Here is a 13,902-nt window from a genome sequence, read left to right as displayed (position 1 = left end):
CGCCCGCCTCCGCGGATCGGCGCTGGTCGTCCAGTACCGTGGGGAGAGTTTTCCGACAGGAGCGAGGCCGGCGGGTGCATCTGAAGAGCCTGACCCTCAAGGGGTTCAAGTCCTTCGCTCAGCCGACCACGTTCGCCTTCGAGCCGGGCGTCACGTGCGTCGTCGGTCCGAACGGCTCGGGCAAGAGCAACGTCGTCGACGCGCTCGCCTGGGTGATGGGGGAGCAGGGCGCGAAGACGCTCCGCGGCGGCAAGATGGAGGACGTCATCTTCGCCGGGACGTCCACCCGCGGTCCGCTCGGCCGGGCCGAGGTCGCGCTCACCATCGACAACACCGACGGCGCCCTGCCGATCGAGTACACCGAGGTGACGATCACCCGGACGCTCTTCCGCAACGGCGGCAGCGAGTACGCGATCAACGGGCGCTCGTGCCGCCTGCTCGACGTGCAGGAGCTGCTGAGCGACTCCGGTCTGGGCCGGGAGATGCACGTCATCGTCGGCCAGGGGCAGCTCGACGCCGTGCTGCACGCGACCCCGGAGGAGCGGCGCGGCTTCATCGAGGAGGCCGCCGGGATCCTCAAGCACCGCCGCCGCAAGGAGAAGACGCTCCGCAAGCTCGAGGCGATGCAGACGAACCTCACGCGTCTGTCGGACCTCGCGGGCGAGATCCGGCGGCAGCTGAAGCCGCTCGGCCGCCAGGCCGAGGTCGCCCGGCAGGCGCAGACCATCGCGGCGGTCGTGCGCGACGCCCGCGCGCGCCTGCTCGCCGACGACGTCGTGACCCTCCGCACCGCCCTCGACGGCTTCGCGCGCTCCGAGAGCGAGCGGCACGGCGAGCGCATCGTGCTGCAGGAGAAGCTCGAGCAGGCGACCCTGCGGATGGCGCGCATCGAGTCCGAGCGGGTGGGCGACGCCGTCGACGACGCGCGCCGTACGACGTTCGAGCTGGAGTCGGTGCAGGAGCGGCTGCGCAACCTGCAGGCGCTCGCCGGCCAGCGCCTGGCACTGCTCGACGCGGAGTCGGAGCAGCCGCAGGTGCAGCCCCGCGTCACCCCTCGGGACATCGCCGAGGCGCGGGAGGAGCTCGAGCGCTTGAGGCAGGGCGTGCTCGACGCCGAGGCGGCGTGGGCCGCCTCGCAGAAGGGCACCGTCCGCGCGCGGCAGGTGCTCGACGCGCTCGACGACGAGATCGCCGCGCAGTCCGCCCTCGTCTCGCGGCACGACCTCGAGATCTCGCAGCTCACCGGGAAGGCCGATTCGGCGGCGTCGCGACTCGCGGCCGTCCGGGGCGAGGTGCTCCGCGCGCAGAACACCCTCGACTCCGCCGTGCAGCGCCGGGATGCGGCGGAGCGCCAGCTCGACGCACTGGAGGACGAGATCGGCGAGGCGGGCGGCGGCACCGACGGGTCGCTCGACGAGAGCTACGAGCTGGCGCAGTCCGCGGTCTTCGAGGCCGAGGGCGAGATCGAGCGCCTGCGGGAGGAGCTGCACGCCCACGAGCGCGAGCGCGACGGTCTCGCGGCGCGCACCAGCGCCCTCTCGCTGGCCCTCGACGTCTCGGACGGCTCCTCCGAGCTGCTCGCCGCGCGCCTCGACGGCATCGAGGGCCGGGTCGCCGAGCGGATCCAGGTGCGGCCCGGGTACGAGGCCGCGGTCGCCGCCGCACTCGGCACCCTCGCCGACGCCGTCCTCGCCGGCACTTCCGAGCAGGCCGAGGCCGCGCTCGACGAGGCCGTCCGCCGCGACCTCGGGCGGGTCGAGCTGCTGGTGGGTAGCGCCTCGCGTCCGCCGCTCGAGCTGACCCTGCCCGACCCGGCGCTGCGCGCCCGCGACCTCGTCACCGGTCCGCCCGCCGTCCTCGCCCTGCTCGAGCAGGTCGTCGTCGTCGACGACCTCGCCGCAGCGCGCGCGGTCTGGCCCGCCCTGGCCGGACGCGCGCATCCGGTCACGGTCGTCACCCGCGACGGAGCCGCGCTCTCGGACTTCGTCGTGAGCGGCGGCTCCGGCGGGCAGCGCAGCCGGATCGAGCTCGTCTCGGAGCGCGACGCGGCCGACTCCGCCCTCGAGGAGATCGTGGGACGCATCGACCGCCTCCGCTTCGACCTCGCCGAGCAGAGCGGCGCCCTGAAGGGCGCCAAGGAGCAGTCGCGGCTCGCCCTCGCCGCCCTGCGCGAGCACGACTCCGCCCGGGCCGCGCACACCGAGCGCCTCGGCCGGGTCCGCGCGCAGCACGAGGCCGCAGTGGCCGAATCCGGCCGCGGGCAGAAGGCGCTCGCGATCGCCGCAGAGCGCGTCGGCGACGCCGAGCGCGCGGCGACCACGGCGAAGAGCGAGCTCGACACCGCGCGCTCGCGTCCGCGGCCGATCCTCGACGTGAGCGGCAGGGACGCGCTGCAGCAGGCGGTCGACGCCGCCCGCGAGCACGAGATCGAGGCGCGGCTCGGAGTCGAGACCGCCAAGGAGCGCGTGCGCGCCGAGCAGTCCCGCGGCGAGTCGCTCGAGCGTCAGCTCGCCGCTGACCGCGCCGCGGCCGACGAGGCCGCCCGCCGCGCCGTCATCCGCCGACGGCAGCACGACGCGGCGGCCGACGTGACCTCCGCGATCCCCGCGGTCCTCGCCTCCGTCGACCGCTCGGTGCAGCAGGCGCGCGCCGAGCTCGTGCAGGCCGAGGCCGCCCGCTCGCAGCAGGACGAGGAGCTGCAGGGGCTGCGCCGCCAGGAGTCGGCCCTGCGCGAGCGGCTGCAGTCGGTCACCGAGACCGTGCACGGGCTCGAGCTGCAGATCTACGAGAAGCGCCTGCAGCTCTCCGGGCTGCTCGAGCGCGCCGGCTCCGAGCTGGGACTCGTCGAGGACGTGCTGGTCGCCGAGTACGGTCCGCTGGTCGGCGTACCGGACGAGACGAGCGAGCAGGAGGACGCGCCGACGCGCCCCTTCGTGCGGGAGGAGCAGCGCCGCCGGCTCGAGAAGGCCGAGAAGCAGCTCGCGCAGCTCGGCCGCGTCAATCCGCTGGCCCTCGAGGAGTTCGCGGCGCTGGAGCAGCGGCACGCGTTCCTGACCGAGCAGCTCACCGACCTCACCGACACCCGCCGCGATCTGCTCCTCATCATCGAGGAGCTCGACGAGACCATGCAGACGGTCTTCGCCTCGGCCTTCGCCGACACCCAGGCGGCCTTCGCAGACGTGTTCCCGGTGCTGTTCCCCGGCGGCACGGGCAGCATCCGCCTGACGGACCCCGACAGCCTGCTCACGACCGGGATCGAGGTCGCCGTGCGCCCCGCGGGCAAGAAGATCGAGCGCCTGTCGCTGCTCTCGGGAGGCGAGCGCTCGCTCGCGGCGGTGGCGTTCATGGTCGCGATCTTCAAGTCGCGGCCGAGCCCGTTCTACATCATGGACGAGGTCGAGGCGGCGCTGGACGACGCGAACCTCGGCCGGCTGCTGTCGATCTTCCAGGACCTGCGGACCTCCAGCCAGCTCATCGTCATCACGCACCAGAAGCGCACCATGGAGATCGCCGACGCCCTCTACGGCGTCTCCATGCGCCAGGACGGCGTCTCGGCCGTCGTCGGCCAGCGCGTCGCGGCCCCCGCCGACTGACCGTCGCCCCGCGCACGACGACGCGCCAGCGGAGTCGGGGCCGCCGGGCGTCACTACCGTCGCGGGATGATCCCCCTGGAGCACGTCGTCCTCACCCGGTTCAGCGTCGTGTTCACGGCGGGGCAGCCGACTCCGGACGATGCGTGGCTGCGCTACCGGCTGGGCTTCTTCCGCGACGCGACGGTCGCCTCCCTCCGCTCCCAGACCTCGACGGGCTCCTCCTGGCTCGTGTTCCTCGACGATCGGGCGCCCGACTGGCTGCGGTCAGAGATGGCGGAAGTGTCCTCCGACGGGCTGTTCGACGCCGTGTACGTCCGAGGACCGTTCTCGGCCGAGGTGGTGCGCGCCGAGATCGTGCAGCGGGTGGACCCCGCTGCGGCACTCCTGACGACTCGTCTCGACAGCGACGACGCCCTCGGCCGGCGCTTCGTGGAGACCGTGCGTCGGGAGGCGAGTGCGGCGCTCGTGCAGGGGGTCGGGGAGGACGGGCTCTATCTCAACTGCACCCGCGGTCTGCAGATCGACCGCTCCGGCGCGGTCTTCCGCTACGACTACGCCTCGAACCCGTTCATCAGCCTCCTCGAACCCCCGCGGGGAGCACTCGGACCTCGGACGGTGCTCCAGGACGGACGGCACAGCTCCTCCCGCCTCCACGCCCCGGTGCGCAGCATCAGGGCCGAGCCGCTCTGGCTCCAGGTCGTGCACGGCTCGAACCTGATGAACGACATCCGCGGAGTGCGGATCGGCCCCGCCGCCGTCGACAGGTCCTTCGGGATCGACCTCGAGTACCGCCGGTCGACCGGAGCCGCGCTGCTCGCGAAGGAGTCGCTGCTCTCGCGACTCGCGCTCCTCCGGCTCTGGTGGCGATCGCCCGGGCTGGCGAGACAGTTCGCCGAGGGACGGCTGGAGTGGCTGCGCGGTACCCGGACGGCTCCTCGACGGCCTCCCCGCTCCCGTTCCCGCCGGTACCCTGGATCACATGGCTGAACGCACCTCCTGGTCGCTCGGTCGCGCACTGCGCGGCCTGTTCGAGAAGCGCACGATCGACGACCAGACGTGGGACGACCTCGAGACGGCGCTCATCACCGCCGACTTCGGCCCCGACATCACCGAGGAGATCGTCGAGGACCTCCGTGCGAAGGTCGAGCGCTACAGCACGACCGATCCGCGCGACCTCCAGCGCATGCTCCGCGAGTCGATGGAGGAGCGGCTGTCGAAGTACGACACGACCCTCAAGCTCAGCGAGCGCCCGGCCGTGATCCTCGTCGTCGGCGTGAACGGCGTCGGCAAGACCACGACCATCGGCAAGTTCGCCAAGTTCCTCCGCAACTACGACCGCAGCGTCGTGGTCGGAGCTGCCGACACGTTCCGCGCGGCCGCCGTCGATCAGCTCGCCACCTGGGCCCAGCGCGCCGATGCGCAGATCGTGCGCCCGCAGCAGGAGCGCCAGGATCCCGCGTCCGTCGCGTTCCAGACCGTGCAGTTCGCGAAGGACAACGGCATCGAGATGGTCATCATCGACACCGCCGGCCGCCTGCACACGAAGGGCGGGCTGATGGACGAGCTCGGCAAGATCAAGCGCGTCATCGAGAAGCAGGCGCCGATCTCCGAGATCCTGCTCGTGCTCGACGCGACGACCGGTCAGAACGGTCTCAGCCAGGCCGAGGCGTTCATCGAGCACGCCGGAGTGACGGGGCTCGTCATCACGAAGCTCGACGGTTCCGCGAAGGGCGGCTTCGTCCTCGCTGTGCAGGAGCGCACCGGCATCCCGATCAAGCTCGTCGGCCAGGGCGAGGGCATCGGCGACCTCACCGGCTTCACCCCGCACGTCTTCGCCCAGCAGCTCGTCGGCTGAGTCGAGCGGCGCGGGACGCGACCGGGCAGCCGACGGGGACGCTGCGGGTCAGGCGCGTCGCGCGCGGAGTGCGACCGCGAGAGGAACCGGCTCGTCGTCGAGGATGCCGATGATCAGCTCCGGCTGGATCCGGAAGTACTCGTGCACGATCACGGCGCGGAGCCCCGCGATCGCCGACCACGGCACGTCGACGAGGGCGGCACGCGCCTCGTCGGGCAGCGCGCGCACCGCCTCCCCGATCACCGCGAGGATGTCCGCGAAGCGCTCCTCGCCGATCTGCTCACAGGGGGACCATGTCACGGCGGGCCGTCGCTGCCACCGGTTCCCGGAGCAGCTGCTCGGTGACGACGTCCACCCGCACGCCGAGGATGCGACTGAGTTCCTCGCCGATGCCGGCGACGCGCAGAAGCGGGTTGCCCGCTCCGCTCTCGAGGTCCACGGAGAGGTCGACGTCGCTCCCCGGGCGCGCGTCTCCGCGTGCGACGGAGCCGAAGAGCCTCGGGTTGCTCGCCCCGTACCGAGCGAGCACCTCCGTGACGGAGTCGCGGTGAGCACCGACAGCGGCCCGCAGGCTCCTCGCGTGCTCGGTGACGGTCGACATGCCGTCAGGATACGCGGCCGCTGTCGACTCCGTCCTGCCCGTAGACGGCCTGCGCGCGGGAGGGCTTCAGAGGAGCGTTCACACCGCCTGCGAGAACCCCAGTGCCGCGTCGGCGAGGTGCCGCAGGTGCTCCGGGACCGGCCGCCCCTTCGACTCCATCGACTGCGCCCAGAGCCGGCCCGCGCGGTAGGAGGAGCGCACGAGCGGCCCCGAGAGCACGCCGAGGAACCCGATGTCCTCCGCCTCCTCCTTGATCGCCACGAACTCCTCCGGATGCACCCAGCGATCGACCGGCAGGTGCCGCGGCGTCGGCCGCAGGTACTGCGTGATCGTCAGCAGGTCGGTGCCCGCGTCGTGCAGGTCCTGCAGCGCCTGCGAGATCTCCTCGCGCTCCTCGCCCATGCCCAGGATGAGGTTCGACTTGGTGATCAGACCCGCGTCGCGCCCCTGCGTGAGCACGTCGAGCGAGCGCTCGTAGCGGAACGCGGGCCGGATCCGCTTGAAGATCCGCGGGACGGTCTCGACGTTGTGCGCGAACACCTCCGGCCGCGCCTCGAACACGCGGCCGAGGTGCTCCGGGCGCCCGGTGAAGTCGGGCACGAGGATCTCGACACCCGTGCCGGGGGACTGCGCGTGGATCTGGCGGATGGTCTCGGCGTAGAGCCAGGAGCCCTCGTCCGCGAGGTCGTCGCGCGCGACTCCGGTGACCGTGGCGTAGCGGAGATTCATCCTCGCCACCGATTCGCCCACGCGCCGCGGCTCGTCGGCGTCGTAGTCGGCGGGCTTGCCGGTGTCGATCTGGCAGAAGTCGCAGCGGCGCGTGCACTGGGCGCCGCCGATGAGGAACGTGGCCTCTCGGTCCTCCCAGCACTCGAAGATGTTGGGGCAGCCCGCCTCCTGGCAGACCGTGTGCAGCTCCTCGCTCTTCACGAGCGATTGCAGCTGCCGGTACTCCGGGCCCATGGTGGCCTTGGTCTTGATCCAGTCGGGCTTGCGCTCGATCGGAGTCTCGGCGTTGCGGATCTCGAGTCGGAGCAGCTTGCGTCCGCCCACCTCGGCGCTCATGCGGCCACCACCGCGGCCTGCTCGGCCGTGAACTCGAGCGAGCACTCGCGGAACCGCTGGTCGACCAGAGCGCGCACCGCCTCCATCGACACGGCGCTGCCCGTCTCGCGCTCGATCGTCGTCACTCCGGCGTCCGAGATGCCGCAGGCGACGATGCGGGAGTAGGGCTCGAGGCTGTTCGAGACGTTGAGCGCGAAGCCGTGCATCGTCACGCCGCCGGCGACGCGGATGCCGATGGCCGCGATCTTGTCCGCACCGAGCGGTCGCCGGATCCACACGCCCGAGCGCCCGTCGATCCGCTCGCCCGTGACCCCGAGGTCGGCGAGCACGGCGATCAGCATGCCCTCGAGGGAGCGGACGTAGGCGACCACGTCGACCGGCTCGCGCAGCCGCACGATCGGGTAGCCGACGAGCTGACCGGGCCCGTGCCAGGTGATCCGGCCGCCGCGGTCGACGTCGACGACGGGGGAGCCGTCGACCGGGCGCTCGTGCGCCTCGGTCCGCTTGCCCGCGGTGTAGACGAAGGCGTGCTCGCAGAGCACCAGCACGCCGTCGCGCCCGGCGACCACGTCGTCGTGGAGGCGGCGCTGCAGCTGCCAGCCGTCGCGGTAGTCCAGAGGAGCTGCGGAGTCGCCCGCCAGAAGTGTCTCGATCACGTCGCCACCCTAGACGTTTTCCTGCACCGAGCCCAGTTAATCGAGCCGAGCCCCCGCAGAACCGAGCACTCCGCGGCTCCGGTAGAATTCCGGGCATCATGGCTACTTTCGGCACCCTCTCCGATCGACTCGTCGAGACCTTCAAGAACCTCCGCACGAAGGGCAAGCTCTCGGCCTCGGACGTCGACGGCACCGTCCGCGAGATCCGGCGCGCGCTGCTCGACGCCGACGTGGCGCTGGACGTGGTCAAGGCCTTCACCGGGAAGGTGCGCGAGCGCGCCCTCGGCGACGAGGTCAACAAGGCGCTGAACCCGGCGCAGCAGGTCGTGCAGATCGTCAACGAGGAGCTCGTCGCGATCCTCGGCGGGCAGTCGCGCCGCCTCGAGTTCGCGAAGCGCCCGCCGACCGTCATCATGCTCGCGGGCCTCCAGGGTGCGGGCAAGACGACCCTCGCCGGCAAGCTCGGCAAGTACCTCGGCAAGGACGGGCACACCCCGCTCCTCGTCGCCGCCGACCTCCAGCGCCCCAACGCGGTGCAGCAGCTGCAGGTCGTCGGCGAGCAGGCCGGAGTCGCGGTCTACGCTCCCGAGCCCGGCAACGGGGTCGGCAATCCGGTCAAGGTCGCGCAGAACGCGATCAAGTTCGCCGTCGACAAGCAGTACGACACCGTCATCATCGACACCGCCGGCCGTCTGGGCGTCGACGCCGACATGATGAAGCAGGCGTCCGACATCCGCCGCGTCACGAACCCCGACGAGGTCCTCTTCGTCATCGACGCCATGATCGGACAGGACGCGGTCGCCACCGCGAAGGCCTTCCAGGAGGGCGTCGATTTCACCGGAGTCGTGCTGTCGAAGCTCGACGGCGATGCGCGAGGCGGCGCAGCGCTGTCCGTCGCCTCGCTGACCGGTCGGCCGATCCTCTTCGCCTCCACGGGCGAGGGCCTCGACGACTTCGAGCAGTTCCACCCCGACCGCATGGCGAGCCGGATCCTCGACCTCGGCGACGTGCTGACCCTCATCGAGCAGGCGCAGTCCGCGTTCGACGAGGACGAGGCGCGCAAGGTCGCCGAGAAGATCATGAGCGACTCGTTCACGCTCGACGACTTCCTCGGCCAGATGCAGCAGCTGCGCAACATGGGCTCGATCAAGAAGATGATCGGCATGCTCCCGGGCGCCAAGGGCATGCGCGACCAGCTCGACCAGTTCGACGAGCGCGAGATCGTGCGCACCGAGGCCATCATCCAGTCGATGACCAAGGCCGAGCGCGTGAACCCGAAGCTGCTCAACGGCTCCCGCCGGCTGCGCATCGCGCGGGGCTCGGGCATGACCGTGACCGACGTGAACCAGCTCGTGCAGCGCTTCGAGCAGGCCGCGAAGATGATGAAGACCGTGGCCAAGGGCGGCATGCCGAACGTGCCCGGCATGGGTCCCGTCCCCGGAGCCGGCTACCAGGGCCGTCCGAAGCCGCAGAAGAAGAAGACGTCGAAGTCGGGCAACCCGGCGAAGCGCGCGGCCGAGAACGCGGCCATCACCTCGGGCCCGCGTCCCGGCGACGCCGGCGGATCGGGCTTCGGTCTCGGCGGCGGCACGGGCGCGCAGGCGCAGCCGACCCCCGAGGAGCTGGAGCAGCTGCAGAAGTTCCTCGGCCGATGACGGTGGGGCGACGGGTCACCGCGGCGGCTCTCGCGGCCGCCGCTGTCCTCGGGCTCGCGGGCTGCGCCGAGACGTCCGGAGCCGACGCGATGTCGGCGCCCGCTCCCGAGGAGCTCGTCGGCCGGTGGGTCACCGGAGTCGCCTACGAGTCCCCGGACGTGCCGTTCCTCCTGATCGCCGACGACGGCACCTGGACCGGCTCGGACGGCTGCAACGGCGTGCAGGGCGAGTGGTCGATCGACGGCGAGGGCGGGCTCAGCGTCGACGCCGGGCCGAGCACGATGATCGCGTGCGACGGAGTGGCCCTGCCGACGATCTTCTCCGAGGCGTCGATGGCCGCGATCGACGGCGGACGCCTCCGCCTCTTCGACGACGCCGGCGCCACCACCGTCAAGCTCGCCCGCTCGACCTGCGACGACGCCCCGACCACCGCCCCCGACCCCGCTGGCGAGTAGCCGCCGGGCCTCCCTGCTCGAGCAGCCCACCCGTCGAGCACCCCTTGCTGATCGAGCAACCCGCGCAGCGGGCGTCCCCCCTGCTGATCGAGTAGCCCGCGCAGCGGGCGTATCGAGATCCACGTCACCCGGAGCCGGTGGGTCTCGATACGCGCCTGCGGCGCTACTCGACCAGCAAGAAGGGGCGCCTGCGCTACTCGACCAGCAGAAGGGGCGCCTGAGGCACTCCTCTCCCAGCGACGGAAGACGCGTCCCCGTCACTCCCGAGGTCTAGCGTGGAGAGCATGACAACCACCACCGCGCGCCCGGTCCGCATCGGCGTCCAGATCGCCCCTCAGCACGTGTCCTACGAGGTCATCCGCGACACCCTCGCCGAGATCGAGGACCTCGGCGTCGACATCGCCTTCAATTGGGATCACTTCTACCCGCTCTCGGGCGAGCCCGACGGCCTCCACTTCGAGGGCTGGAGCATGCTCGCCGCCTGGGCCGAGCAGACCAGCCGCATCGAGTTCGGCCCGCTCGTGACCTGCAACAGCTACCGCAACCCCGACCTGCTGGCCGACATGGCCCGTACGGTCGACCACATCAGCGCGAAGGGCGCGGAGGGCCGCTTGATCTTCGGCATCGGCTCCGGCTGGTTCGAGCGCGACTACCAGGAGTACGGCTACGAGTTCGGCACCGCCGGCTCGCGACTGGACGAGCTGTCCGAGGCCATGCCGCGCATCCGCAGCCGCTGGGAGAAGCTGAACCCCGCTCCCACCCGCGACATCCCCGTGATGATCGGTGGCGGGGGAGAGAAGAAGACCCTGCGGATCGTCGCCGAGCACGCCGACATCTGGCACAGCTTCTCGGACGTCCCGACCCTCGAGCGCAAGCTCGGAGTCCTGGGCGACTGGTGCGCGAAGGTGGAGCGCGATCTCTCCGCGATCGAGATATCGACCGGTGTGAACATCCCCGCCGAGGGCGGCGACGGCGCGTTCGCGGTCGCCGACCAGCAGTTCGACCTCGGCGCGCGCCTGTTCACCCTCGGCATCACCGGGCCCGACATCGATCTCGCGCCGGTGCGCGAGCTCCTGTCCTGGCGCGACGGCAAGAACAGCACCACCCGCTGATCGGGGAGGGGCGGGAGCTCGGCTCCCGCCCTACTCCGTGACCGTCGGCGCCGAGTCGGTCGGGACGCTCTGCCCGAGCCCGGCCTTCTCCGCCGCCAGCGCGAAGGCCTCCGCGAGGGCGAGCTGGCCGGCCTCCGTCGGGTGGATGCCGTCCTCGGCGAGCAGCCCGTCGGCGCGGAGCGGATCGGGGTACTCGAGCGCTCCGCCGCCGGCCGCGGTCACCGCGTCCACGAGCGCCTGGTCGTAGGCGGCGAGGTCGGCGGGCCGCGGATCGGGCCCCCAGACGGAGTCGACCGCGATCAGTCGCGCGGACGGGACGGCAGCGGCGATCGCCTGGACCGCCGGAGGGATCGCGGCGACGACCTCGTCGACGGACGATCCGAGATCGTTGCTGCTCGCCAGGACGACGACGGCGTCCGGATTGGTCGCGGCGATCTCCTCGGCGCGCTCCCCGATCGGGGATCCGCACGTCCCCGGCCTGACGAAGCCGCCGCCGTCGCAGCCGAGGTTGGTCACCGTCCAGCCGAACGCGTCGCCGACGAGGACGGGCCAGGCGGCTTCCGCGTCGAGTCCGTAGCCGCGCACGATGCTGTCGCCGACGAAGGTCACCTGCGCGCCGGCCGGGATCGCTCCTCCGACGACGAGCGGGTTCGGGGCCTCGGCGTCCCGAGTCGGGGCCGGAGTCGCGGTCGCGGCACCGGTCGCCGCGGGCTCCGCTGCGGACGAGCACCCGGCCAGCCCCAGCACGAGGGCCGCGACCAGCACGAGCCGCCGCGTCGCACTCATGCCCGCGGGTCCCGCAGTCCGTCGCGCAGCTCGCCGGCGAGTGCCCGCACGACGGACTTCAGGTCGCCGTCGTTCGCCGCGGCGACCGTCAGCTGCCGCTGGTAGCTGGCGCCGGCGACGAGGATCAGCTCGACGTCCGCGAGCTCGGCCGTGCAGTCCAGGCGCTCGGCGACGGGCGCGAGCGTCACGAGCAGATCGCGGATGTCGTCGGTCACGAGGCGCTCGGCCCCCGCGCTGTCCAGGATGATCTCGGCGTCGAGTCCGTACCGCGCCGCGCGCCACTTGTTCTCGCGTACGTACCAGGGCTGCATGGTCGGCAGTTCCTCGCCCTCGTCCAGGCGCGTCGACAGGTGCTCGACGAGGCACTGGATGAGCGCGGCGACCGCGCCGATCTCCTCCGCCGACGAGAGGCCGTCGCACGCGCGCATCTCGAGCGTGCCCCACTGCGGCGAGGGGCGGATGTCCCAGCGGACCTCGGTGTGGTCGTCGATGACGCCGGTGCGCATCATGTCGTCGACGTACTCCTCGTAGTTCGCCCACGCGCCGAACTGGGGAGGAAGGCCCGCCGTGGGCAGCTGCTGGAACATCAGGGCGCGGTTCGAGGCGTACCCGGTGTCCACTCCGCCCCAGAACGGGCTCGACGCCGACAGAGCCTGGAGGTGCGGGTAGTAGTCGAGCAGCGAGTTCAGGATCGCGAGCACCTTGTCGCGGTCCTCGATGCCGACGTGCACGTGGATGCCCCAGATCATCATGTTCCGGCCCCACCACTGGGTCCGGTCGATGAGCCGGTGGTAGCGCTCCTTGTCGGTGATGCTCTGGTCGTACCACTGCGCGAAGGGGTGGGTGCCGGAGCAGACGAGGTCCAGGCCCATGGGGTCCGTGATCTCGCGCACCTGCCGCAGCTGGTCCTGCAGATCGGCGACGGCGTCGCGGACGGTCGTGTGCACACCGGAGACGAGCTCGACGGTGTTGCGTAGCAGCTCGCCGGTGATCCGCGGATGCGGCTCGCCGTCCTCCCCGCGGAGGGCCTCGAGCACGACGTCGGCGACGTTGGCCAGATCGCCCGTCTGCCGGTCGACGATCGCGACCTCCCACTCGATCCCGAGCGTGGAGCGGTCGGACTGGGCGAAGCTGATCTCCATGGCGTCGTCTCCGTCGATCCGGCGTCCACCGGGTCGGGACGCACGGCTTTCATCGTCCCACGACTCGCGGAGGCGGACGTGTGGGCTGTCCGCGCGGGGTCACAGGTGGTCGTCCGGTCGCGATCCGCGGCTCCGCGGCCCCGGGAGATGCATGTCGCGCCCGCGCGCCGGGCGTTTTTCTGGCAGAATGATCCGTCGGGTCCGAGGCGGTCGACCCTCTACTCACCGCCGAAGAAACCCCCTCGAGCTTCCGGCCGGGTGTGCACCCCACGCTCACGGCTCAGTTCATCCATCATCGACCTCATCGGTCAACGACCACACAGGAGAATTGTGGCTGTCAAGATTCGTCTGAAGCGCCTCGGCAAGATCCGAGCGCCCTACTACCGCATCGTCGTCGCCGACTCGCGCACCAAGCGCGACGGCCGCGTCATCGAGGAGATCGGCAAGTACCACCCCACCGAGGAGCCCTCGTTCATCCAGGTCGACTCCGAGCGTGCGCAGTACTGGCTCGGCGTCGGCGCGCAGCCGACCGAGCAGGTCGCCGCGATCCTCAAGCTGACCGGAGACTGGGGCCGCTACAAGGGCGACGCCGACGCCGTCAGCACCGTCAAGGTGAAGGAGCCCAAGGCGCCCTTCGTCATCGACGCCAAGAAGAAGCCCGTCCTCAAGCCCAAGACCGAGGCTCCGGCCAAGGCCGCCCCGGCCGAGGACACCGCCGACGAGACCTCCACCGAGGCGTAGTCCATGCTCGCTCCTGCCGTCGAACACCTCGTCAAGGGGATCGTCGAGAACCCCGATGAGGTCCGTGTCGTGGCGACGAGCTCCCCACGCGGAGAGGTCCTCGAGGTGCGCGTGCACCCCGAGGACCTCGGCCGCGTGATCGGACGTTCCGGCCGCACCGCCAAGGCCGTCCGCACCCTGGTCGCCGCTCTCGCCGACGGCCGTCGCGTCCGCGTCGACGTCGTCGACACCGACAAGTAGA

14 protein-coding genes are annotated in these 13,902 nt (G+C 71.5%); 8 read left to right on the top strand and 6 right to left on the bottom strand.

Features of this window, described 5'->3' with window-relative positions:
• Positions 1 to 74 precede the first annotated feature (74 nt).
• The 3 genes from smc (at position 75) to ftsY (ending at position 5,448) form a co-directional block, all read left to right on the top strand.
• Positions 75 to 3,593, top strand: coding sequence for a chromosome segregation protein SMC (gene smc / locus LRG51_RS03300; RefSeq protein WP_230671167.1), 3,519 nt, complete (start codon positions 75 to 77; stop codon positions 3,591 to 3,593).
• A gap of 66 nt (positions 3,594 to 3,659) precedes the next feature.
• A complete protein-coding gene (locus LRG51_RS03295; RefSeq protein WP_230671166.1) occupies positions 3,660 to 4,580 on the top strand; it encodes a glycosyltransferase in 921 nt (306 codons plus the stop codon).
• Positions 4,573 to 5,448: a signal recognition particle-docking protein FtsY gene (ftsY, locus tag LRG51_RS03290; protein ID WP_055792633.1), complete on the top strand. Its 876-nt coding sequence runs from the start codon at positions 4,573 to 4,575 to the stop codon at positions 5,446 to 5,448. Before LRG51_RS03295 ends, ftsY begins: the two co-directional genes overlap by 8 nt.
• A 48-nt stretch (positions 5,449 to 5,496) precedes the next feature.
• Here ftsY and LRG51_RS03285 read toward each other — a convergent pair whose 3' ends face one another.
• The 4 genes from LRG51_RS03285 to lipB all read right to left on the bottom strand — a co-directional run bounded on the left by LRG51_RS03285 (position 5,497) and on the right by lipB (position 7,770).
• Positions 5,497 to 5,748 carry a HepT-like ribonuclease domain-containing protein gene (locus LRG51_RS03285; protein WP_230671165.1) on the bottom strand — a complete coding sequence of 84 codons (252 nt, stop codon included), beginning with the start codon at positions 5,746 to 5,748 and terminating at the stop codon, positions 5,497 to 5,499.
• Complete coding sequence (locus LRG51_RS03280) at positions 5,729 to 6,049, bottom strand: nucleotidyltransferase family protein (protein ID WP_230671163.1); 321 nt, start codon at positions 6,047 to 6,049, stop codon at positions 5,729 to 5,731. Before LRG51_RS03280 ends, LRG51_RS03285 begins: the two co-directional genes overlap by 20 nt.
• Before the next feature lie 78 nt (positions 6,050 to 6,127).
• Positions 6,128 to 7,114: a lipoyl synthase gene (gene lipA, locus LRG51_RS03275; protein WP_077223252.1), complete on the bottom strand. Its 987-nt coding sequence runs from the start codon at positions 7,112 to 7,114 to the stop codon at positions 6,128 to 6,130.
• Complete coding sequence (gene lipB / locus LRG51_RS03270; RefSeq protein WP_230671161.1) at positions 7,111 to 7,770, bottom strand: lipoyl(octanoyl) transferase LipB; 660 nt, start codon at positions 7,768 to 7,770, stop codon at positions 7,111 to 7,113. Before lipB ends, lipA begins: the two co-directional genes overlap by 4 nt.
• Positions 7,771 to 7,868: 98 nt before the next feature.
• On the opposite strand from lipB, the gene ffh reads away from it, so the two are divergent.
• From ffh to LRG51_RS03255, 3 genes are all read left to right on the top strand, one after another.
• Entirely contained in the window at positions 7,869 to 9,425 is a 1,557-nt protein-coding gene (ffh, locus tag LRG51_RS03265) for a signal recognition particle protein (protein ID WP_230671158.1), read from the top strand.
• Complete coding sequence (locus tag LRG51_RS03260) at positions 9,422 to 9,880, top strand: META domain-containing protein (protein ID WP_230671156.1); 459 nt, start codon at positions 9,422 to 9,424, stop codon at positions 9,878 to 9,880. Before ffh ends, LRG51_RS03260 begins: the two co-directional genes overlap by 4 nt.
• A gap of 284 nt (positions 9,881 to 10,164) precedes the next feature.
• Positions 10,165 to 10,992, top strand: coding sequence for an LLM class F420-dependent oxidoreductase (locus LRG51_RS03255; RefSeq protein WP_055792618.1), 828 nt, complete (start codon positions 10,165 to 10,167; stop codon positions 10,990 to 10,992).
• Between the two features lie 30 nt (positions 10,993 to 11,022).
• Here LRG51_RS03255 and LRG51_RS03250 read toward each other — a convergent pair whose 3' ends face one another.
• The gene (locus LRG51_RS03250; RefSeq protein WP_230671154.1) at positions 11,023 to 11,778 is read right to left on the bottom strand and encodes an SGNH/GDSL hydrolase family protein; all 756 of its coding nucleotides are present in this window, start codon (positions 11,776 to 11,778) and stop codon (positions 11,023 to 11,025) included.
• Positions 11,775 to 12,920, bottom strand: a complete 1,146-nt coding sequence (locus LRG51_RS03245; RefSeq protein ID WP_230671152.1) for a glutamate--cysteine ligase — start codon at positions 12,918 to 12,920, stop codon at positions 11,775 to 11,777. The genes LRG51_RS03250 and LRG51_RS03245 overlap by 4 nt, the downstream gene beginning before the upstream one ends.
• A 330-nt stretch (positions 12,921 to 13,250) precedes the next feature.
• Here LRG51_RS03245 and rpsP point away from each other — a divergent pair, with 330 nt between their 5' ends.
• Entirely contained in the window at positions 13,251 to 13,661 is a 411-nt protein-coding gene (gene rpsP, locus LRG51_RS03240; RefSeq protein WP_055792609.1) for a 30S ribosomal protein S16, read from the top strand.
• Positions 13,662 to 13,664: 3 nt separating this feature from the next.
• Entirely contained in the window at positions 13,665 to 13,901 is a 237-nt protein-coding gene (locus LRG51_RS03235) for an RNA-binding protein (protein ID WP_055792605.1), read from the top strand.
• The last annotated feature ends 1 nt before the right edge of the window (position 13,902 follow it).

The organism is Rathayibacter sp. Leaf248 (assembly GCF_920939495.1).
Taxonomy (GTDB): Bacteria; Actinomycetota; Actinomycetes; order Actinomycetales; family Microbacteriaceae; genus Rathayibacter; species Rathayibacter caricis.
Note: the sequence above shows the minus strand (reverse complement) of the source record. Positions and strands in the feature narration are given on the sequence as shown.

Bases quoted from the DNA above. Each gene is read 5' to 3' on its own strand.
- ffh (WP_230671158.1), top strand. From the start codon at position 7,869: ATGGCTACTTTCGGCACCCTCTCCGATCGACTCGTCGAGACCTTCAAG.
- LRG51_RS03235 (WP_055792605.1), top strand. From the start codon at position 13,665: ATGCTCGCTCCTGCCGTCGAACACCTCGTCAAGGGGATCGTCGAGAAC.
- LRG51_RS03250 (WP_230671154.1), bottom strand. From the start codon at position 11,778: ATGAGTGCGACGCGGCGGCTCGTGCTGGTCGCGGCCCTCGTGCTGGGG.
- LRG51_RS03280 (WP_230671163.1), bottom strand. From the start codon at position 6,049: ATGTCGACCGTCACCGAGCACGCGAGGAGCCTGCGGGCCGCTGTCGGT.
- LRG51_RS03255 (WP_055792618.1), top strand. From the start codon at position 10,165: ATGACAACCACCACCGCGCGCCCGGTCCGCATCGGCGTCCAGATCGCC.
- LRG51_RS03245 (WP_230671152.1), bottom strand. From the start codon at position 12,920: ATGGAGATCAGCTTCGCCCAGTCCGACCGCTCCACGCTCGGGATCGAG.
- LRG51_RS03295 (WP_230671166.1), top strand. From the start codon at position 3,660: ATGATCCCCCTGGAGCACGTCGTCCTCACCCGGTTCAGCGTCGTGTTC.
- lipA (WP_077223252.1), bottom strand. From the start codon at position 7,114: ATGAGCGCCGAGGTGGGCGGACGCAAGCTGCTCCGACTCGAGATCCGC.
- ftsY (WP_055792633.1), top strand. From the start codon at position 4,573: ATGGCTGAACGCACCTCCTGGTCGCTCGGTCGCGCACTGCGCGGCCTG.
- LRG51_RS03260 (WP_230671156.1), top strand. From the start codon at position 9,422: ATGACGGTGGGGCGACGGGTCACCGCGGCGGCTCTCGCGGCCGCCGCT.